The organism is Psychromonas marina, assembly GCF_030161115.1.
Taxonomy (GTDB): Bacteria; Pseudomonadota; Gammaproteobacteria; order Enterobacterales; family Psychromonadaceae; genus Psychromonas; species Psychromonas marina.
In genome coordinates, this window is sequence record NZ_BSPQ01000010.1 from 14,652 (window position 1) to 36,774 (window position 22,123).

Annotated in this window: 14 protein-coding genes; 7 read left to right on the forward strand and 7 right to left on the reverse strand. The window is 40.6% G+C overall.

Going from position 1 to position 22,123, the window contains the following annotated elements; genetic code table 11:
* The first annotated feature begins 311 nt into the window (after window positions 1-311).
* The gene (locus QQK09_RS11130) at window positions 312-1,382 is read left to right on the forward strand and encodes a LacI family DNA-binding transcriptional regulator (protein WP_284204215.1); all 1,071 of its coding nucleotides are present in this window, start codon (window positions 312-314) and stop codon (window positions 1,380-1,382) included.
* A 219-nt stretch (window positions 1,383-1,601) separates the two neighbouring features.
* Here QQK09_RS11130 and QQK09_RS11135 read toward each other — a convergent pair whose 3' ends face one another.
* The 4 genes from QQK09_RS11135 to QQK09_RS11150 form a co-directional block, all read right to left on the reverse strand.
* On the reverse strand, window positions 1,602-3,707 hold the full coding sequence (locus QQK09_RS11135) for an alpha-galactosidase (protein ID WP_284204216.1): 2,106 nt from the start codon (window positions 3,705-3,707) through the stop codon (window positions 1,602-1,604).
* Window positions 3,708-3,881: 174 nt separating this feature from the next.
* Window positions 3,882-5,108: an ABC transporter substrate-binding protein gene (locus QQK09_RS11140; protein ID WP_284204217.1), complete on the reverse strand. Its 1,227-nt coding sequence runs from the start codon at window positions 5,106-5,108 to the stop codon at window positions 3,882-3,884.
* Between the two features lie 46 nt (window positions 5,109-5,154).
* Window positions 5,155-6,006 carry a carbohydrate ABC transporter permease gene (locus QQK09_RS11145; protein WP_284204218.1) on the reverse strand — a complete coding sequence of 284 codons (852 nt, stop codon included), beginning with the start codon at window positions 6,004-6,006 and terminating at the stop codon, window positions 5,155-5,157.
* Window positions 6,006-6,932: a carbohydrate ABC transporter permease gene (locus QQK09_RS11150; protein WP_284204219.1), complete on the reverse strand. Its 927-nt coding sequence runs from the start codon at window positions 6,930-6,932 to the stop codon at window positions 6,006-6,008. The genes QQK09_RS11145 and QQK09_RS11150 overlap by 1 nt, the downstream gene beginning before the upstream one ends.
* A gap of 458 nt (window positions 6,933-7,390) precedes the next feature.
* Between QQK09_RS11150 and QQK09_RS11155 the strand changes: the two genes are divergently transcribed.
* Window positions 7,391-8,518 carry an ABC transporter ATP-binding protein gene (locus tag QQK09_RS11155; protein ID WP_284204220.1) on the forward strand — a complete coding sequence of 376 codons (1,128 nt, stop codon included), beginning with the start codon at window positions 7,391-7,393 and terminating at the stop codon, window positions 8,516-8,518.
* A gap of 94 nt (window positions 8,519-8,612) precedes the next feature.
* On the opposite strand, the gene QQK09_RS11160 is transcribed toward QQK09_RS11155, so the two are convergent.
* Window positions 8,613-8,978, reverse strand: coding sequence for a PAS domain-containing protein (locus QQK09_RS11160; protein ID WP_284204221.1), 366 nt, complete (start codon window positions 8,976-8,978; stop codon window positions 8,613-8,615).
* Between the two features lie 255 nt (window positions 8,979-9,233).
* Here QQK09_RS11160 and exaC point away from each other — a divergent pair, with 255 nt between their 5' ends.
* The 3 genes from exaC to QQK09_RS11175 all read left to right on the forward strand — a co-directional run bounded on the left by exaC (window position 9,234) and on the right by QQK09_RS11175 (window position 14,647).
* Window positions 9,234-10,754 carry an acetaldehyde dehydrogenase ExaC gene (gene exaC / locus QQK09_RS11165; RefSeq protein WP_284204222.1) on the forward strand — a complete coding sequence of 507 codons (1,521 nt, stop codon included), beginning with the start codon at window positions 9,234-9,236 and terminating at the stop codon, window positions 10,752-10,754.
* Window positions 10,755-10,950: 196 nt separating this feature from the next.
* On the forward strand, window positions 10,951-12,123 hold the full coding sequence (gene nosP / locus QQK09_RS11170; RefSeq protein WP_284204223.1) for a nitric oxide-sensing protein NosP: 1,173 nt from the start codon (window positions 10,951-10,953) through the stop codon (window positions 12,121-12,123).
* Window positions 12,116-14,647, forward strand: coding sequence for a hybrid sensor histidine kinase/response regulator (locus QQK09_RS11175; RefSeq protein ID WP_284204382.1), 2,532 nt, complete (start codon window positions 12,116-12,118; stop codon window positions 14,645-14,647). The genes nosP and QQK09_RS11175 overlap by 8 nt, the downstream gene beginning before the upstream one ends.
* A gap of 14 nt (window positions 14,648-14,661) precedes the next feature.
* Here QQK09_RS11175 and QQK09_RS11180 read toward each other — a convergent pair whose 3' ends face one another.
* On the reverse strand, window positions 14,662-15,318 hold the full coding sequence (locus tag QQK09_RS11180) for a response regulator transcription factor (RefSeq protein ID WP_284204224.1): 657 nt from the start codon (window positions 15,316-15,318) through the stop codon (window positions 14,662-14,664).
* Between the two features lie 358 nt (window positions 15,319-15,676).
* On the opposite strand from QQK09_RS11180, the gene QQK09_RS11185 reads away from it, so the two are divergent.
* Entirely contained in the window at window positions 15,677-18,772 is a 3,096-nt protein-coding gene (locus tag QQK09_RS11185; protein WP_284204225.1) for a beta-galactosidase, read from the forward strand.
* Between the two features lie 95 nt (window positions 18,773-18,867).
* Here the strand turns inward: QQK09_RS11185 and QQK09_RS11190 are convergent, their stop codons facing one another.
* Window positions 18,868-19,872: a substrate-binding domain-containing protein gene (locus QQK09_RS11190; RefSeq protein ID WP_284204227.1), complete on the reverse strand. Its 1,005-nt coding sequence runs from the start codon at window positions 19,870-19,872 to the stop codon at window positions 18,868-18,870.
* A gap of 649 nt (window positions 19,873-20,521) precedes the next feature.
* Here QQK09_RS11190 and galM point away from each other — a divergent pair.
* Window positions 20,522-21,577, forward strand: coding sequence for a galactose-1-epimerase (galM, locus tag QQK09_RS11195; protein WP_284204228.1), 1,056 nt, complete (start codon window positions 20,522-20,524; stop codon window positions 21,575-21,577).
* Window positions 21,578-22,123 lie beyond the last annotated feature (546 nt).

A 22,123-nucleotide genomic window follows, 5' to 3' on the forward strand; every position in this document is an offset into this window, starting at 1 on the left:
TCACACTGTAAATTCTATAATGAGATCTTGATCGTGAGTGATGTTTTCGGAAACATTTTGTTTGCAAGGGATTTTGTTAGGGCATAGAAAATGCATTCTTTGCTGTTATTGGGTCAACCCTAGGGCTTAAAATGAGCGTCTATGACGGTGAGTTTGAACTGTTTAGATAAAATATAAAAACAGACTAAGGTTAGCGATAACAAGCATTTATGGGTTAATTATTTACGCTATTTTGCACGCCCATATCGTGGTATCAAATAAGCGGAAATGTTATAGTTTTCTAAAGAAGACATTAACTATGGATGCAGATAATGAACGTGACATTTAAGGATGTGGCTAAACTTGCCAATGTATCAACGCAAACTGTTTCGCGTGTCACCAATGGATCGCCTAATGTTGCAGAAGATACTCGGGAAAAAGTGAATGCCGCGATTAAGCAACTTGGTTATATCCCCAATAAAGGCGCGCAATTATTAGGGCGTGCAAAATCTAAAATGATCGGCCTTGTGACCGGCGAGCTATTACTACATGGTGCATCAATGGTAGCCAATGGTATTCGTAAGCAGTCTAGTGAATTGGGTTACGGCACCTCTTTATCGGTTGTTTCTGAGCATTCAATGGATAAAGTAACCGATGCGCTTAATGATCTAAAAGCGCAACGCATTGAATTCATTATTTTGAATATTCCGCTTAATAAAGAGGAATCTGAGATGTTAGTCGAACAATATCCAGGTATTCACTTTGTCTTTGTGGATGTACCACCTTCAGCTAAAGTAAATGCCGTATATGCCGCTAATTATGATGGTGCCGTGAAAGCTGCTGAATATATGGTTTTGACGCAAAGAAAGCGTTTTTTATTTATTACCGGCCCAAATGAATCTAGTGCATCAGAGCTTCGTGTCCAAGCTTGGAAAGATGTTTTAAAGAAACATCCGGATATTGAAATTATTGACCAGTTGGAAGGTGATTGGCAGGCTCGCAGTGGTTATGCGCGAACACATGAGGCGCTTTGTGATGGGTGCAGTTTTGATTGTGTTATGGTTGGCAGTGACCAAATGGCACTTGGTGTGTTAAGGGCATTAAGTGAGTTTAACTTAAGCGTACCACAGCAAGTGTCGGTAATTGGCTTCGATGATACTTTTGATAGTGCTTATTTTTACCCACCATTGACCACCATCAAGCAGGACTTTTTAACCATCGGAAAACGTGCAGTTTCATTGGCTGTTAATATGGAGAATCAGGACGTAACAGAGGCTCACCATGAAACGATAAAGACTGAAATTATTGAGAGAAAAACGGTTCAGCCTTATCAGCAAACACAAAATAATAAAACGCAAATTCGCGAATTGTTGAAACAAGCAGAGCAACTGTTAGGGGAGTAGGTGGCTTAAGTTATTAGTCGTTAGTTATAAGTCTTTAGTGTTTAAAAGAAAACCCGTTGCACATGGAGTGCAACGGGTTTTCTGTTTTGATTGTGAGTAATAACTAACGACATCTCAAAAAGAAGCTCTGCAATCACAATTAAATCCGAGGGATAATCGTTTCTGCCTTTGACTTTACTAACCGCTAAAAACTAACCACCAACAACTTCTTTTTTTGCCTTATTTTACTTTTTCAAAGTGGATCATCATCGCTGATTCTGGGTCTAGAATCGGTAATGTTAATCCTATTTCTTTGAGATTTTCACCGCTTAATGTGAGTGTTTTATCTAACCATTGTGGACGTTGTTTCATCAACTGAAAACTGCTTTCAGGAACTTCCACTAACTTCACGTTGTACTTGGCCTTATTATCAATACAGTTAATACGTAAGGGTGAGGGTAGGGCATAATCTGGCATCGTTAACTGGCACACTGTAATTAACATTTCATCTGCGTTAAACACCCCATAAATATTCTGTGATTTGTCTGGTGAATCTAAACGGAAGCTATCACCGCTATGCAACAGTGTACGGTATTTCTTGTGCAGAGTGATATATTTAGCAAACGCTTGGCGCTCTTGTTCGGGGACTTTTACAGGATCTAACTCGACACCCATGTGTCCACTTAAGGCGGTCATTCCACGCATGTTAATATGGTGCATACGACGAGTTGTATGGCTTTCTGCTGGGCCTATGTGCGCTCCCATCACCTCTGGAGGGAAGAAGTAACTCATTCCGCGTTGAATGGTTTGACGTTCTAAGGCATCGTTGCAATCTGATGCCCAGAAACGATGGGTACGCTTCAAAATTTCAAAATCAATACGCCCACCGCCCGATGAACAGGATTCAATTTCAACTTCTGTATGCTGTGCTAATAATTTATCAAGCAGGGCATAAAGTGCGTTAGTTTGACCATTAACCGCAGGTTTTCCTTGGTGACCTGGTTGTACTAATTCACGGTTCATATCCCATTTCAAATAGCTGATATTGTAGGTTGTTAACAGATCATTTAAGCGTTCAAATAGGTAGTTAAAGCAGTCTGGGTTCTGCAGGTCTAACACATATTGCCAACGACCAGAGGGTTGGTGATAACCTTGCAATTCAAGTACCCAATCTGGGTGTGCTTTATAAAGTAGTGAGTCTTGGCTAATCATCTCCGGTTCAACCCACAGACCAAACTCCATACCTAAATCATTAATGTGGCTGATAACAGGCTCTAAACCATTTGGGTATTTTTGCTTATCAAGGTACCAATCCCCCAAGGCAGCACGTTCGCCATGTCTGCCAATAAACCAACCATCATCAATAATGAAACGCTCAACACCCATTACTGCAGCCTCATCTGCCATCTTCATAATGTATGCTGGGTTGTGCTCAAAATAGATACCTTCCCAGGTATTTAGGTGTACGGGTCGAGGTTTATTGACTGGGAACTTTATAATGTTGTTACGTACAAAACGGTGAAAACGTTTAGATATCCCGTTGAGCCCCGTATTACTGTAAGTTGCATATAACCAAGGTGTTGTATAGCTTTGGGATGGTTGTAAAACGGCTTCACCAGCTAACAATAGCTCACCAGCTTGGACAAAACGACGTCCATCGCTTCTTACATCTGCACGTAGCTGGTGGTTTCCGCTCCACCCTAAATGGAAGCCCCAAACTTGCCCCGTTTGTTCATTAAAATGTTCACTGCCAGCAAGAAGACCCGGAAAATTTTCATGGGAAGTTCGGCCTCGACGGTTTTCTTGCATGAAACCACCGTGTGTAAAAGATTGGCGATTTGTCTGAAATTCACGACTCCAACGACCGTAAAAAGAGATTAATTCATTCGCGTGGGTTGGTAGGGGCAGGGTCGCAGAAAGCTTACTTAAATTGTATTTTGATTCACCTATATTGGTCACTTTAATGCGTTTCTGGATAACGTCACTATCGAAATCAAGCTTAATATCAATCTCTAATTGCAACTTTGCAACATCATCTTGTAATGTAAAAACAACGGATTGATCTGATAACTGTTGTTCGGTGAGTTTGAAAACGGGGGCCCAATCATAGCTATTCCGATGCCCTTCAATGCCCGGCGCATTAAAATGACCACTGCCTAGCTCAGGGCATAATGACAAAGGTACATCAACATCAAGACGAGCTTGGGAAATAGGGCGTTCGGTCGAAAGTAATAATTCGGGATCGATCTGATTGATTTTGGCACCCCAGTGGAGAATTTCAGGGTTATGTTCAACCTTGATGATTAGGCTACAATTTTTGCTGATAAGGTGAATAATCTTAGTCATTTTATCTCCAGTATTGCATGTAATACTTAATCCATTCACGGTATGTGAAAGCACTTTATAATGCGTTTTTTAATCTAAAAATGAGTATAAAAAAAGCCCTCAATCGATAAGGAAAGCGGGCTTTATATTGTTGAGTTACCTTTAAAATTAAAAATAACTCTGCTACAGAGGCATCTATTTAAAGGTACGTTTACGCACTTTCTCTAGACGTTTAAGGATGCTATCTAGACGTTCAGGTTTTACCATAAACTCTTGGAAACCTTTCATCGCTTCTTTCGCCATTGCAGGGTCTGTATCACGATCAAAGAACTGCGCAGTACCATCCGCACTGTTTAGCATTGCAACGCCTTTATTAAGAAACTCGTTATCCACCGCTTTGGCTTTGCTGTTTGGTGGAATCTGCAAGAGTGCTTTATTGATGATGGTTTGATTTTCAGGTTGAGCCATAAATGCTAAGAATTTACGCGCATCAACTTTATTTTTAGCTTTTGATGGAATATGGATAGTATCCATCGGTGCATCTTCTGCCATGCCCACTTCTGGGTTAATCACTGGGAACTGCATAAACGCCATTTTACCTTCCAGTTCAGCTGGGAAGTTAGGTGTTATAAAGTTACCAATTAGGTACATCGCCGCTTCACCACGGTATAAGAAGGGTTGCGCTTCTTGCCAAGAGTAGGTGGCATGGTTCTCTAGGTAATAACCTGGTTCAACCATCTGTTTCCATGTTTCGAATGTTTTCTTAACGCGTGCGTCAGTGTAAGGCACTTTGCCGTCCATCAGATCCATATGGAAAGCTAAACCATTTACACGTAAGTTAATATAATCAAACCAACCTGCTGTGGTCCAAAGGTATTTGGTACCGATACTCACGGGGGCAATATTATTCTTTTTCAGTGTTGCGCTGGCAGCAAGTAGTTCATCCCATGTTTTAGGCTCGCTAATACCAAACTTATCGAAAATATCCTTACGGTAGTAAATGCCCCATTGGTAGTAGGTGTAAGGCACACCCCATTGTTTACCATCAACCGTCATCGCAGGTTTGGAACTGACGAAATCTTGATGTAATTCATTATCATCCCACACGTCTGTTACATCTTCGAATAAGCCTCGGTCAACGAATGCTTTCATACGATTACCTGCATACCAGAAAACAACATCTGGTGGCGAAGTCACTAACCAGTTACGAATCGTGGTTTTATAACCCTCATGGTCATAAAGGTTATAGGTCACTTTAATATCAGGGTTTTGCTTTTCGAATGCCGTTATAATTTCGGCAAAGGCTGCTTTAGGCGCGGGATCAGAAGCATCTGAGTTAATGATCAGCTCTCCTGCATATGACATTGATGACAACGTTACTGAAAGAGCACTTGCAGCCAATAGAGTTTGTAATTTTTTCATATTGTTTCCTTGTAATTAGTTTTGGGACCAACTTGATCCCTAACGGTTAACCTTTAGTTGCACCTAGTGTTAATCCCGCAATAAAGTGTCGTTGCATTGCGAAAAACAGTGTGACGGGTGGTAATGCTGCGACAACGGCACCTGCTGAAATCAGGTTCCATGAAGCAAGCCATTGACCTTGGAGCGAGCTGAGACCTGCAGTTACAGGACGAACAGTGTCGCTTTGCACTAATACCAATGCCCAGAAATAATCATTCCAGATAAAGGTAAAGACGAGTACCGAAAGTGCCGCAAGTGCAGGACGCACAAGGGGCAGTACGATATGCCAGAAGATTTTAAATTCACTCACGCCATCAACACGTGCCGACTCCAGTAACTCATTCGGTAAGCCGACAATAAAGTTACGCATAAAGAGTGTACAAAAACCTGTTTGAAAGGCGATATGAAACATAATTAGTCCCATATGCGTGTCGTATAAGCCTAAGCTAATCGTTAAATCACGCACTGGAATCATCAATATTTGAAAAGGAACAAAGTTGCCACCAATAAATATAGCAAGCATCCAAATGTTAGCCTTGAATTTGTATTTAGCTAAAGCAAACCCTGCCAATGTTGATAACGCCACCGCACCCATCACAGCAGGAATCGTTATTAAGATTGAATTGAGTAGGTATTGTCCCATCTCTGTTGATTGGAAGACCATCATGTAGTTTTCAATAAAGTTGAAACTTGTTGGCCATCCCCAATAGTTGCCCTGATTAATATCTTGAATTGAGCGTATTGATGTCATCATTACTGCAGCCAGTGGCATCAGCCATAATAAAATAGTAATCGGTAGTGATATACGGTAAGCCACGTTCACAAAACGTGATGAGTTTTTAATTGATTTTGGATACATTAGCTTTCACTCCTTAACATACGGGTGAGGAAGTAGGCGATATAAACGGCCATGATAAGGAATAGCACTACGGCAACCGCTGCCCCGTAACCCATTCGATAATTAAATATTGATTCTTCATACATCATATAAGCGAGTACCGTTGAGCTACCCCAAGGTCCGCCAGCTGTCATTGTTGCCACTAAGTCAAATGAACGTAGTGCGCCAATCACGGTGACTACTACTGCAATAAATGTCGCAGGAGAAAGTTGTGGCAAGATAATGTAACGCAACATTTTTAGCCCTTTTGCGCGATCTAGGCGTGCTGCTTCTATTTGATCCGGACTAAGGCTATTTAAACCTGTTAGGTAAAGAATCATACAGTAGGCTATTTGTGGCCATAATCCCGCGGCGATAATGCCGTAGGTGACATATTCTTCACTGGATAATAATGCAATGGTTTGAATCCCAAAAACCTCTAAGATACTGTTTAATAATCCTAGGTTAGGGTCGTAGAACCAGGTGAAAACTAAGCCAATAACCACTTGTGAGATAACAAAAGGAAAAAAGAACAGTGCTTTTACGAGACGTATCCCACGTACTTCTTGATTTAAAAATAGTGCAATGGCAAGGCCAATTGGTGGGGCCAACATAAACAGTAACATCCAGATGATGTTATTTTTCAACGCTATCCAAAAGGTTTCTGAATCAAACAATTCAACGTAATTGCCAAAGCCAACCCAAACTTTATCTCCCATGCCATCCCAATTATAAAAACTGAGGATAAAGCTACTTATTATTGGGTATAGAACGTATAAGCTGAACAGTAACAAAGCCGGTGCCATAAATAGCCAAGGCGTTAACTGCTTAGGAAATCTGCGCCGAGTAATCGGTGGTTTATCTCTTAATTGGTTAGCCCTTAAGGTGGGCGTATTTTGATCCTGCATATCTGCTCCATTTTTTGTTTATCAGATAACTCTTTGCTTGGCTATTAGGTGATTGTGTTACCTATGTTTTCGCAATCATTGGCTAATAGATTAGTCGAGAATAACAATAACGTAACAAATTTACGTTAGTTAGTGTTTGAAATGAGACATAGGCCAACTTATCAGTGTTTTTTGTGATCTTTCTCGATTTTAGTGGGGTTGTGGGTGTATTTGGGCGATTATTTGAACTAGTCTATTACCTTGAAAGTGATATTTATGATTTAAAGTGTGTTGGTTTTTAGTTGTTTCTTTGGTTTGTTGTTAAATGTTTGTGAAAACAATTTATTGTTCATGAAAACATTTTCTGTTTGTGAAAACAATAACATCCACTATGATGGAATAATTGCTTATATGAGCAGAAAGACTGAGTTAACTACCTTTAAAAACGTTAAAAATTTAAACTGAAAAGGATATTATTCATGGCTGCAATTTCATTACATAAAGTGGTAAAGCGTTTTGGAGAGGTTGAGACCATCCACGGTATTGATTTAGATATAAAGGATGGTGAGTTTACCGTCTTTGTTGGTCCGTCTGGCTGTGGTAAGTCGACTCTGCTGCGCCTGATTGCGGGTTTGGAAGAGATTACAGATGGTACCATTTCAATTGGAGATGTTGATGTTAGCCATGCAGAACCAGGCGATCGCGGTGTTGCAATGGTATTTCAATCCTATGCGCTTTATCCACATATGACCGTGGAAGAAAATATGGGCTTTGGTTTAAAGATGGCAGATGTGGAGCCGAGTAAAATTAAAAAACAGGTAAAACATGCGAGTGACGTGTTACAACTTGGTCCTTTATTATCTCGTAAACCGAAAGAGCTTTCTGGTGGGCAGCGCCAGCGTGTTGCAATCGGGCGTGCCATTGTGCGTGACCCTGAAGTGTTCTTATTCGATGAGCCACTTTCTAACTTAGATGCAGAGTTGCGTGTAGAGATGCGCTTACAGATAGCCAATCTGCATTCACACCTCGGCAATACCATGGTTTATGTGACCCATGATCAGGTCGAAGCGATGACATTAGCAGATCGGATTGTTATTTTGCGAGACGGTAGAGTTGAGCAAGTTGGCACGCCGATGGATCTTTATTACAAACCGGGTAATAAATTTGTAGCTGGTTTTATCGGCTCACCAAAAATGAATTTTATCGATGCGATAGCGACTGATATTGATGGTTTTCAAGTAAGTTTGACGTTACCCGATGGGCAAAATGTTAGCCTCAATATAAATGTAGATACATGCAAAAAAGGTGACAAGATTAAATTAGGTATTCGACCAGAGCATATTCAGTTAGTGAGCGGCGAATCAAATGCATTAACACTATCATTTCATGCCGATAATGTAGAACGTCTAGGTAATAGCACCTATCTATTTGGTCATTATCAAAATTTTGATGGTTTTAAAGTGCATATTCCTTCGGATCAACAAGTGAAGCGCGGGGATAATATGGACTTGTATATTGAAGAAGATAATCTGCACCTATTTGATGAGCAAGGTTTATCAATAAGAGACTATGACAGTATTGTTGCCATTAAAGAGTTTTGCGGTTAACGCGTCGATTTTATCGCCATACCGCGAGCATGTTAGTTGATCAAAATTAAACTAGCATGCTTTTTTTGTTTGTGAGGGTATAAAAATGCCTATTTTATCCACATTTCATTTCACAAAAAGTTCTTTCGAAAACCCCTTGTTCATTGTACTTAGAGGTACCTGTTAACTTCACATAGATGACTACCCTATCTTTACGCACGATATGCAGCGGTACACTGTTAACAAAACCATAATCTTTAAGGCAGGGAAAATTATTTTGTACTTTCATCAAAGATTCTCTATCAAGAAATTCAACAAAGTGTTTTCCTATTACTTCGCCTCTCTCATAACCTGTGGCTTTTAACCAACCAGGGCTGACATCTATAATCGTGCCACTTAAGTCTAATGAATGCACAATACGTTGATCGCTAGATAAGTCCATACAATGCGTTCTTGTATTGATTAGTTGTAATTTATCCATGTCCATATGACGCCCTAAAATTGTTTATGAAACCTATATTATTATAGATACTTTCTGCCAGTATGGCTTGTCCTCCTATCTGATTTTTTAAATTTATTACCGACTTTTTCTCCTACTAAAGTATGAGTTTTTTCATGCTGATGGTGCATGGTGCACTGATGCTTAATAACGCTAATATAAACCTCGTAAATACTGACGCACATCCAAATAACTAGGCAGGTAGAAACTATCGGCCAACTATTTAAGAGGTTAATTATGATCTATGCAAATCCAGGCAGTGCAGGCGCTATTGTTACTTTTAAACAAAGATATGAAAACTTTATCGGTGGGCAATGGGTCGCTCCAGTGAAAGGAAACTATTTTGACAATACGACCCCTGTTACGGGTGAAGTGTTTTGTCAAATTCCGCGTTCCACTGCTGAAGATATCGATTTAGCACTTGATGCTGCACATGCTGCAAAAGATGCGTGGGGTAGAAGTTCTGTACAGGAACGTTCAAATATATTATTGAAAATTGCGGATCGTATTGACGAAAACTTGGAGCTGCTTGCGGTTGCTGATACGTGGGATAATGGCAAACCCGTGCGTGAAACGCTGGCGGCAGATGTGCCCTTAAGCTCAGATCATTTTAGATATTATGCTGGCTGTATTCGTGCTCAAGAAGGAACTTTATCGCAGATAGATAATGATACCGTTGCTTATCATTTTCATGAACCGCTTGGCGTTGTAGGTCAGATTATCCCTTGGAATTTCCCGTTATTAATGGCTGCTTGGAAGCTCGCTCCCGCGTTAGCTGCAGGTAACTGTATTGTCTTAAAACCAGCGGAACAAACACCTGCGAGCATTTTAGTGTTGATGGAACTGATCGCTGATCTGTTACCTGCTGGGGTGTTAAATGTCGTCAATGGTTTTGGTAAAGAAGCGGGTGAAGCACTCGCGACCAGCAAACGTATTGCTAAAATCGCCTTTACCGGTTCAACACCGGTGGGTGAGCATATTCTAAAATGTGCAGCTGAGAACCTGATCCCCTCTACGGTGGAATTAGGTGGTAAATCAGCGAATGTCTTCTTTAGTGATATCGTACAACATGAAGATGATTACCTTGATAAATGTGCAGAGGGCTTTGCATTAGGTTTCTTTAACCAAGGTGAAGTTTGTACCTGTCCATCGCGTGCTTTGATCCAGGAAGATATTTTTGATCAGTTCATGGAACGTGTCATAGAAAAAGCACGTAATATTGTGCGTGGTAATCCACTTGATAGTGAAGTAATGGTCGGTGCTCAAGCTTCCAAACAACAGTTCGATAAGATAATGAGCTACTTAGAAATCGGTAAAGAAGAGGGCGCTAAAGTACTTACAGGTGGCGCGCAAGAGGTGCTTGATGACTCACTTAATGATGGTTTTTATATCCAACCGACCATCATGCAGGGGGATAACTCAATGCGTATTTTCCAAGAAGAGATTTTTGGTCCGGTTATCGCGGTAACGACTTTTAAAGATGAAGCGCAAGCGTTAGAGATTGCCAACGACAGTGCTTATGGCTTAGGCGCGGGTGTTTGGTCGCGTGACGCAAACCTTGCTTATCGAATGGGACGAGGCATTCAAGCTGGACGTGTTTGGACTAACTGTTACCATCTGTACCCTGCGCATGCTGCCTTTGGGGGATATAAAGCCTCAGGTATTGGTCGTGAAACACATAAGATGATGCTTGATCATTATCAGCAGACGAAGAACTTATTAGTAAGCTACAGCACATCACCATTGGGTTTCTTTTAAACAATAATTAAAGGGCTGGAAGGCTTAAGGTTTGAAGCATCTAGCTTTCAAGCCTTTTTTCTTTACAACCTTCTGCTTTTTCTCTTTTAAAACCTCTGTCCCTGACACATTATCTATTTTCTATATTTGTTATTGTTTTTGTCACAATTTTTTGAAATTTACTGTTAAGCAAATCAGTTCAAAAATAGGGTAAAGCATGAGCAATATTAAAACCATCACCGCACTTAGCAATTTAATCGATGCACAACTTGCCTGTGAAGATATTCATCAGCAACTTAACAACCCTGATATTGGCTTTATCCTCTTTTATTGCTCCTCTGCCTACTCATTAAATACGTTATCAAAGTCGATGCAGCACCTATTTAGTGATGTTAAAGTGGTTGGTTGTACTACCGCAGGTGAGGTGAGCCATGATGGCAATCAGGCACACTCGATTGTTGCTATCGGCTTTTCAGCAAGCTATTTTTCTATTAGTGCAGAATTGGTTGAATCGATGGCTGAATTTGATCTGCTTGAAGCACAGCAAACGATTAATAGACTCAGTGAACAGTGCAATTCCAAAAGCTTATCTACACAGGTAAATACACAATCTAATTTACAGTCAGATAAAACCTTTCTACTCACTTTGCTGGATGGTCTCTCTTTTGAAGAGGAACATTTTTTAGCGGCTTTAAACTCTGCTGCAGCGGGCATTTCTCATTTTGGTGGCTCTGCAGGTGGAGATGATGATCTTATCAATACCCACGTTTATTATGATGGTCAGTTTTTCCAGCAAGCTGCTGTTGTGATTATGGTGAGCAGCAGCTTCTCCTTTGAGGTGTTTAGTTGCGATCATATTAATCAACCCAAAGATAAGTTGGTGGTTACCGAGGTTGATGCGCATAGCCGTACTGTCTATGAACTCAATGCAGAGCCCGCAGCACAAGAGTATGCGCGGCTATTGAATTTGGATATTAAGGATCTCTGTCCGACGGTATTTGCACTTAATCCACTCGCAGTAAAAGTGGGTGGGCAATATTATATTCGTGCGATTCAAAAGGTAAACCCAGCTGACTTAAGCTTAACGTTTTATTGCGCCGTAGATGTTGGCATCGTATTAACGGTGGTAGAGATGGGCGATATTTTTGGGACACTGACCGACAAACTCGCACAGCTTACTTTACGTTATGGAAAACCACAATTAGTGCTGGCATGTGATTGCGTATTAAGGCGTTTAGAGATCGATCATAAAAACCTTCATCATCAAGCACAGGCGTTAAATCGTGAATATCAGATAGCAGGGTTTAATAGCTATGGTGAACATATCAATGGCATCCATCTTAACCAAACCTTTAGTGGTGTTTATATCGCAGGAGATGGGGATGAGTGAAGTCGAATTAGTGCAACAAAATGAACAATTAAAGCGTGATAATGCCAAGCTATTAAAAATTAATCGGGCCTTGATGCAACGGGTAGAAGAGGGGGGCAATCAATCTGCACCCTATGCCACCTTTGAGCACTCTGTACATTTAGCAGAGCAGGTCAGAGAAAAAACGGAAATACTTAATGAAACCTTAGCGCAACTAGAGCGAAGTAACCGCCAACTAAAAACATTTAAGCAACGTTTTACCGATGCGATAGAAAGTATCTCAGAAGCCTTTGTTTTATTAGATAGCAGCGGAGAGATTATTCTGCAGAACAGCAATTTTGAGGCTTTTCTACTTAGCTCAAAATTACCCTCAGAGACAGTGTTGAACCTGAAAACAGTGACAGAAAAAAGCACCAACAATAGGCAAACCATTAATGGCAGTGAGGTACTAAAACCCGTTTATCAACTGCCTGATGGACGTTGGTTTCAGTTGAATGAGCGGCGCACGGTCGAGGGCGGACGCGTTTTACTCTATACCGATATCAGTGCATTAAAAGAAGCGGAAACAGTCCGCTATGAGCAGGCGATGGCACAAAAATCGCAGCAGTTACAAAACTTGATGGATAACTTGTCGCAGGGCGTGGTGTTATTCAACAGTCAAAATGAGATTGAAGTATGGAATAACCGTTTTGTGCAACTCAGCCAGTTGAGTGAGCAACAGTTGAGTTCAAAGCGCAATCTATCTGCGCTACAAAGATTAACGGAACTGGATCTGCGTACCCAGTTTCATTTAGGCAAAGAGTCCTATGTGCAAACCTTAAGTGATGAAACGGTACTGGAGGTGAGGGTTCATCAGTTACATGACGGTAAAATAATTAAAACCTACACCGATATTACAGAGCGTCATCGTTATGCTTTGTCGGTGCAGGAAAATGAACGTCGCTTGCGTTTAATTACCGATAACGTACCCGCAATGATCGCTTATATCAGTGCCGACCTTAAGTTTGAATTTACCAATCAAGTTTATATTGATTGGTATGGCAGCACGACACGCGGGCTTGATATTTCAGCGCTCGATGAAAGCCTAAACTATAAACAGATTCAGCCCTATGTAAAACGCGCCTTAAAAGGAGAAAGTGTCATTTTTGAAAGTCGCGAGATAAACCGCGTTGGAGAGCTCAGTTATCTGCTTAAATCCTACGTGCCTAATCTTGATACTAACGGAAATGCACTGGGTTTTTTTGTGTTAATACGAGATATTACCGAACGTAGAATAAATGCGTTAGCACTTCAAAAAGCCCACGATCAGCTAGAGGTTAGAGTGATAGAGCGTACCTCTCAGTTGCAAAGTTTAAATCAAAAGCTAGTTGCTGAAGTGGAAGAGCGGCGTCAAGCGCAAAGTGATTTACACATTGCGATTCGAGAAGCAAAGCAGGCTAATTTATCGAAAACAAAATTTCTCGCTGCTGTCAGTCACGATCTGTTGCAACCCCTTAATGCTGCACAGCTTTTTACGAGTTCGATTGTTGAGCATCCACTAACATCAGACGTTAATCGTTTAGTTAGCTCGGTAAATAGTTCATTGAATGATTTAGAAAACCTGATCTGTACTCTCGTTGATATCTCCAAATTAGATGCCGGGGTGGTGCGGGCGGATAAAGGCTGCTTTAAGCTTTCTGAACTACTAGACAACTTAGCTAATGAATACCATCAACAGAGTGAGTTTTATGCGGTGCAGTTACGTTATGTACGCTGTGATTGCTTAGTCTATAGCGATAGTGTTTTATTAGCGCGCATATTGCGTAACTTATTATCTAACGCTTTTCGGTATACAGATAAAGGCAAAGTACTACTCGGTTGTCGACGCCGAGGGAATAATATTTGCATCGAGGTGTGGGACAATGGTGCGGGTATTGAACAGAATCAACAGGCGGAAATATTCAAAGAGTTTAAGCGCCTAAAATCATCACCAAGTGCATTTAGTAATGGTCTTGGTTTGGGGCTTGCCATTGTTGAAAAATTATCTAAGGTATTAGATCATCCGATTAAAGTTTCCTCCACCCTTGGCAAAGGCTCGTTGTTTTCTGTGCAGCTGCCCTTAGCAAGTAACGATGATTTACCCGACATAACGACGTTGCCACAACCTACATTAATCAATACCGAACTCGCTGCACGGACTATCTGGTTGGTTGATAATGATATTAATATTTGCCTAGCAATGAGAACACTGCTTGAAAAATGGGGTTGTATTATTGTCACCGCTGTTAGCCTGTCAGATTTACAACAACAGGTGGATTTGAGTCATGATCATGCCGATATGTTAATCGTTGATTACCACCTTGATGATGGCATCAATGGTTTGCAGGTTGCTGAGCAGATCAATCTGTTACGCAGGTCCATATTGCCCGTATTGATGATCACCGCCAATTACAATAAGTCCTTAAAAAACAAAATTAAAGAGCATGGTTTATTGTTATTAAATAAACCCGTTAAAGCGCTGAAGCTGAAAATATCATTACTACATCTGCTGAATGGGAAAGATTAACGACGAGATGATGGTTAGCGCTTAAGATATTGGTTAAAATCTATATCTGCACAACCGAGTACCACTTTAACGCGATTAGATGCGCCCAATTTTTTGAGAATAGAGGAGACATGACTTTTAACCGTCGCCTCTGAAATGTTTAAAGCAAATGCGATCTGTTTATTTGCTTCTCCCTGAACAAGATTATTTAGCACCATTAACTCTCGGCGCGTTAATGCGCTTATTTTCTCTGGTAACACCACAAACTCACTGGTAGATTTTTGCCCCTCAGGCAAGCGCATAATATCTGCAGGCAGGTAAATATTACCCGCAAAGATACTTTCAAGTGCTTCCACAATGCTTGCCTTCGGTGAGGATTTAGCGATAAATCCGACCGCCCCGTAGGAGAGTGTTTGTAATATGGTGCGTTTATCTCGCTCTGCAGAAATAATGGCCACTGGAATGGTTGGGTATTGATTACGCAATGCTAATAACCCTTTCAACCCTGACATGCCGGGCATATTGAGGTCCAATAGAATCAGATCCAGCTCCTCATTGTCTGCCACAAAGGCAAGCATCGATTCGATATCTTCAGTTTGCGCGATGCTTGAACCATTAAAGTGAGTGGTAATAATATTAGCGATCGCATCTCTGAACAAAGGGTGGTCATCTGCAACTAAAAGATTATACATAAGCGGCCCTCAGTGTAATGGAAACAATCGCTTGCTCAGCGTTTATTAAAGTGAATAAATAGATGCGACTAGATTACTGTAAAAACTGCGTCACCATTTTAAAATTATTAGAGAAGTTAGACGTAAAAAACAAAAGTTGTTTAATTTGATAGCTATCTTTTGAAGTTCACCCGATTGAAAGTGCATTTTTTTACTTTCAATCCTTTTTAAATGAAAGAAGCATAACCTAGCTCTAATTATTCGATTTTTATTAAAATAGATACCAGTGTAATCGTTTACATGATGTTTGGGCGGTGTACACTTTGTCACTAAGGTTAAAGCTCTACTCACTAAATAGTCTATTAGCGCGAGGAATAAAATGAGAACATTTCCGGAAATAATAAACGCCCGCGATTGGGAAAATCAGCATGTGACTCATCAGCATGTTTTAGAAGCACACGCACCTTTGCATGCCTTTCATTCCCAACAAGCTGCGCTGCTTAATCAGGCCTCTGAATTTCAACACACTTTAAATGGTCAGTGGCGTTTTCAATTATTTACTAAACCGGAAGTGGTTCCCTGTGACAGTATTGAGGTTGATTTTGATGACAGTGAGTGGCCCAATATTACTGTACCAAGTAATTGGCAGTTACAGGGGTACGATAAACCCATCTATACCAATGTAAAATACCCCTTTGAAGATAATCCCCCGTTTGTTCCCGCTGATAATCCAACCGGCATTTACCGATTAAACTTTGATCTTCCCGATACTTGGCAAGGGCGTAAGCAAACAATCACTTTTGATGGTGTGAATTCAGCCTTTCATCTTTGGTGTAATGGTGTTTGGATTGGCTATTCTCAGGACAGTCGTTTACCCGCTGAATTTGACTTAAGTGAACAGTTACAGGCTGGCAACAATCAACTAACGGTGATGGTGCTGCGTTGGTCTGATGGTTCCTATCTTGAAGATCAAGATATGTGGTGGTTGAGTGGTATTTTTAGAGATGTCACGCTGCGCAGTAAACCTATTATCTCACTGCGAGATATTGCCATCAGTACCGATTTAGATGCCTGTTTTAATCATGCTCAGCTTAATATGGTGACTTATCTAAGTGAAATTAGTAGCGACTTTCGAGCACAAGTACAGTTGTTTGATGCGCAGGGTTTACCAGTAACAGAGCCCATTTGTGCAGCCTTTGGTGAGCGTATTTTTGATGAGAAAGGTGGAGCACAGGATAGGGCTGAGCATAAAATAGCAATTATTTCGCCACACAAATGGAGTGCTGAGTCACCCTATCTATATCGTGCGGTTATTTCGCTACTCAACAGCGATCAAGAGGTGGTTGATAGAGAAGCCTACGACGTAGGTTTCCGTGTTGTTGAAATTAGTGATGGTCAGCTTAAAGTAAATGGATGCCCGCTATTGATACGAGGGGTTAACCGTCATGAGCACCATCCTGAGAAAGGACATGCCGTTAACGACGACGATATGTTAATGGATATTAAGCTACTTAAACAAAATAACTTTAATGCGGTGCGAACCGCACATTACCCTAATCATCCTCGTTGGTATGAGCTCTGCGACCAATATGGATTGTATGTCGTTGATGAAGCGAACCTTGAAACGCATGGGCAATTTCCCATGTCGCGCTTATCCAATGATAACAGTTGGTTGAGTGCCTATATGCGTCGTATGACACGCATGGTAGAGCGTGATAAAAATCATGCCTCGATCATTATCTGGTCCCTAGGTAATGAGTCTGGCATTGGACATAATCATCATGCGATGTATCAATGGACTAAGCTCAAAGATCCAACTCGCCCGGTACAATATGAGGGAGGTGGGGCTGACACCGCGGCAACCGATATTATTGTGCCGATGTATGCACGTGTTGATGAGGATCAGTTACTGCCTAATGCACCTGATGTGGTACCTAAAATAGCGATAAAAAAATGGTTGTCTATGCCTAATGAACAGCGACCTTTAATCCTGTGTGAATATGCACATGCAATGGGTAATAGCTTGGGCAGCTTTGATAAGTATTGGCAAGCATTCCGCGACTACCCGCGTTTACAGGGCGGGTTTATTTGGGACTGGGTTGACCAAGGCTTAACCAAAACAGATAAAAATGGGGTTGATTATTGGGGCTATGGTGGCGATTTTGGCGATCAAATCAACGATCGACAGTTCTGTATTAATGGTTTAGTTTTCCCCGATAGAAGCTTACATCCAGGTATTTATGAGGTGAAAAAAGCCCAGCAATTTTATCAATTTAGCCTTATTGAAGCGGATGCCGTCACGATTAAAGTCGACAGTGAACAGCTGTTTATTGACAGTTCAGATGAAAACCTACGTTGGACGATTACTGAGAATGGCGAGGTTATGGTGAGTGGTGAAGTCGAGTTAGATATTGCCCCTCAATGTTCGCAACTGCTTACGCTGCTCGAAAATCATCCTGATCAAAAAGTCGGTTGTGATTATTTTCTTAATATCGAGGTAGTTTTAAATAAAGATAAACCTTGGGCAGAGAAAGGTTTTGTTGTTGCAACTGAGCAGTTTGTTTTGCCATCCATCCCACAATTAGCGCGATTAACGCCAGTTGTCTCAGATGCGCCTTGTGTGAGTGAAAGTGAAAACACGCTAACCATTAGTGGTGATAACTTCACTGTGAAAATGGATAAGCAGCAGGGCGTAATTACTGATTGGTTAGTGGCGGGAGAAAAGAGGCTATTAGCTGGGCCTAAAGATAACTTTTTCCGCGCACCTTTAGATAATGATATTGGCACCAGTGAAGCGAATTGTGTTGATCCCAAGGCATGGGTTTCACGCTGGCAAAGCGCTGGAATAAACGACCTAGTATGTCGTTGCCTGAGTATAGAAGCGGTTACCTTAAAGCATCAGGTATTGATAAATGTAGAGTTTGGCCACTATTCAGCGGACAAGTTAATTATTGCAACGCACTGGCAATACAAAATCGATCATCATGGAAAAGTGAGCATCGCGGTGAATGTTGATGTGGCTAAGTCGTTGCCACCTCTGCCACGTATCGGCATGGAATTGATTTTACCGAAAACGGATAAACCCGTCTCTTGGTTTGGTCGAGGACCCCACGAAAATTATCCTGATAGAACGCTGTCAGCACACATTGGGCGTTATAGTTGTCCTGTTGAAGCGCTGCACACGGATTATATTTTCCCCTCTGAAAACGGATTACGTTGCGATGTGAAAGAAGCGCAAGTGGGGCCTTTAATGGTAACAGGTGATTTTCATTTAGCCGTTAGTCGTTACCAGCAAGCAAATATTGCACAGGCAAAACACACCAATGAACTGATTGATGAGCAACAACTTTATCTGCGTTTAGATGGTTTTCATATGGGAGTCGGGGGAGATGATTCTTGGAGTCCAAGTGTGCATCAGGAGTTTCTGTTAACTAAACAGCATTACCATTACCATGTGGTACTTTCATTTACTTGATAGATAATATAAAAAGCCAAGCTTATTGATAAGCTTGGCTTTTTTAGCTTGTGCTGCGATTCGTTAAGCGCTCATTTGATTGCAATAGAGTTAAGTTAGTTATTTGCTTTACAAGCGGAGTCTCTCAGTACAATGGTGGGTGAGAAATTTAACTGTTGTGTCTCAACGGTTTCATTATTAGCCCGTTTTAAAGCCAAGATAGCTGCCTTTTCTGCCATCAACTCTATCGGGTAATTGACCGTTGTTAGGCGTGGATAAAGATAACGTGCAATTAAACCATTATCAAAACCTACGATTGAAAGTTGTTTAGGTACTTGGATCCCTTTCTCCTGCGCAACCGAAAGTGCACCTGCTGCCATGTAATCGTTGTAAGCGAGAACTGCAGTGATATTGATATCCTTTTCTAATAGGTTGTTCATCGCTTCTATACCGCCTTCAGCATCTGGTGTTGCTGCTGCAATATAATCTTCAGAAAGGATGATGTCATGATCTTTAAGCGCGGCTAAGTATCCAGATTTACGTGCATCGGCATCTTCAATAAGATGATTTGATGCAATACAGGCGATATTTTTATGGCCGTTTTTAATCAGATGTTCCGTCGCAATATAAGCCCCCTGATAGTTATCAAGGGAAATACATCGATCCGCTATCTGCTCAATAAAGCGATTGATCAACACCATGCCTTTGACCTCTTTAGCGTAGTGAATCAGCTCCTCATCGGTTAACGCTTTCGCGTGTACAATCAATGCATCACAACGATTTTTAATTAATAACTCTATCGCATCTCGTTCCTGTTCTGCCTGATGATAACCGTTGCCGATAAGGGTATGTTTACCATGTTGATAAGCTATCTTGTCAACGGTTTTGATCAACAAACCAAAAAATGGATCGGAAACATCACTGACCACCACACCGATAATATTGCTCTTTTGACTTACTAAAGCTCTCGCCGCTTCATTTGGGCGATAACCTAGCTTTTTCATTGCGTTAGTAACAGATTCAACCGCTGATTTACTCGCTTTAGGGGATTTATTTACAACGCGGGACACCGTTGCAATAGACACTCCTGCTTCTTTTGCAACGTCTTTAATTGTGGACATATTTACCTTATTAAAATGAATGCTAGGTAATAAACAAAGTTGTACAAGGATCACTGCTTGTACCTATGCTCAGAATATTATCTCTTTTTAGAATGCTGTCAACTTAGCGATAGTGGCTTTAGGATCTTATCAAGAGATTGATTGTGCTGGGTAACGCCTGATTATTGATGGTACCTCTTTTTATCTCTGAGTAATTTATGCAATCTTCCTTTTTATGCGCTATTTAACACTGTTGATATGTTTTACAAAAACATCCACTGTAAACGTATACATTTTATTTTGTTGAAGCTATTGTTTGCCGAGCATTGACTATTAAGTGACAAATTATCAATTTAAAAAATAATAGATCAGTGATGAAAGTATTAATTTTTGGAGGATATAGCCCCATTTAACAACGAGCTAGCTATGTTACCTTGGTACACGATTTCACTTTAATAGCGAATTAATTATCACAAGCTATTGATTTTAAAGTGGTAGCGGTGGGGCTGTGTTTTATGCTTCTATCTTTGATTATTTTGGCTATTTTCTTGTTGTCATTGTGTATCTGAAAATGAATGCTAAAAGTTGAGCAACTTAAAAGAGAGTACTTATCTTTGTCGGTACTTTTATTGCTTAGTTATTATTACTCTACAACAATGATGGAAAAAAGATGACGATTGAACAGGATATGACCTTGCAGCCTTTTTCTGATGGCTTGCCAGCAAACATTTTTACATTAACAAATCAGCATGGTTCCAGCATCGCTATTATGGATATTGGCGCGACCTGGTTAAGTTGTAAAATTCAGATGCAAGATGGATTGCGTGAAGTGTTGTTGGGTATTGATTCGATGCAAAAACACCTTGCGCAGCAAGCTTATTTTGGTGCAACTGTTGGCCGTTATGCCAATCGTATTAAAGGCGGGAAATTTACAAACGCAGGGCAATGCTTCCACACTGCGAGAAATGAAGGTGAAAATACCCTGCATGGTGGTATTGAGGGCTTTGATAAACGCCGTTGGCAAGTGATTCATCAAGACAATAATAAAATCACTTTTTCGTTGTTTTCTAAGGATGGTGATCAGGGATTTCCGGGTAATCTCTCTGTGAATGTAAGTTATCATTTTAGCGAGCAAAATGAAGTGACGATTGACTACAGCGCAGTGGTAGATAAGTGTTGTCCGGTAAATCTGACTAATCATGCTTATTTCAACTTAATGGGCGATCAGTCAGGACTTGATTGTTTGTCTCACTCTTTGCAAATTCATGCTGATCGTTATCTGCCTACGAATCATAATGGCATTCCACTTGGTGAGCTGCAATTCGTGACAAATAGCAGTTTTGATTTTCTGCAGAAAAAAGCCATCCAACAAGATTTTTTAACCGATGTGCAGCAGAAGAATCAACTCGGTTATGATCACGCTTTTATATTGAAAGAGGGTTATCAAGACGCTAAAAAAGTGGCAGTAACACTTACCGCGCCAGATGCTTCGTTACAACTGCAAGTGAAAACCAATAAACCTGCGATGCAACTGTATACGGGGAATTTTTTACTTGGCACACCCGGCCGTGCTACAAGAGTTTATGAAAACAATGCAGGTATCGCCTTAGAAACACAATACTTACCAGATGCACCCAATAACCCACAATGGCCGCAACCGACATCCTTTTTACAAGCCGATAAAAAATACCAGTCAACCACCTGTTATTGCTTTAGGGTTTTATAGTGCTGCGGCCTGGTTTTATTACTGATTGATAGCGGATAGTTTTTAGTTGTTCGCTTTTAACTGATAAATTTTTTTATAGAACGCTATTTTCCAGAGTCTCTCACTATTTCTTATTAATCCTTCCTTCAACACCTCCCTACATGCATTTAATGGAAAGCATATTTAATTAATACCTGTGCTTGTTCTTGTTTTTATGAATTTTTTGTAAATGTAAAAAGTAAATTAATCCTTCTTGTATCAATTAGTAACAAAATAAAAATGCATTTTAAATGACATTACATTCATTATCTGCTCAATGTCAGTCTTGCAAGTGTTAAATATTTGTTATTAACTGATGTGCGTTAATCACCAAAGCGTACTAAATTTAACCTTTGAGAGTGTTAATTTTATGTTAAATGCTGATTCTTTGTGTGGTGTTGGCTCGATCACCATTAAGGTTTAACGATAGGACGGATAGTCTGTTGAACGACCTTAGCGACAAAAATTGCTGGGTAAAGTAACTGAAGCATAACAGGCTGCATTAATAAAAATGGATCAGATCTAGGG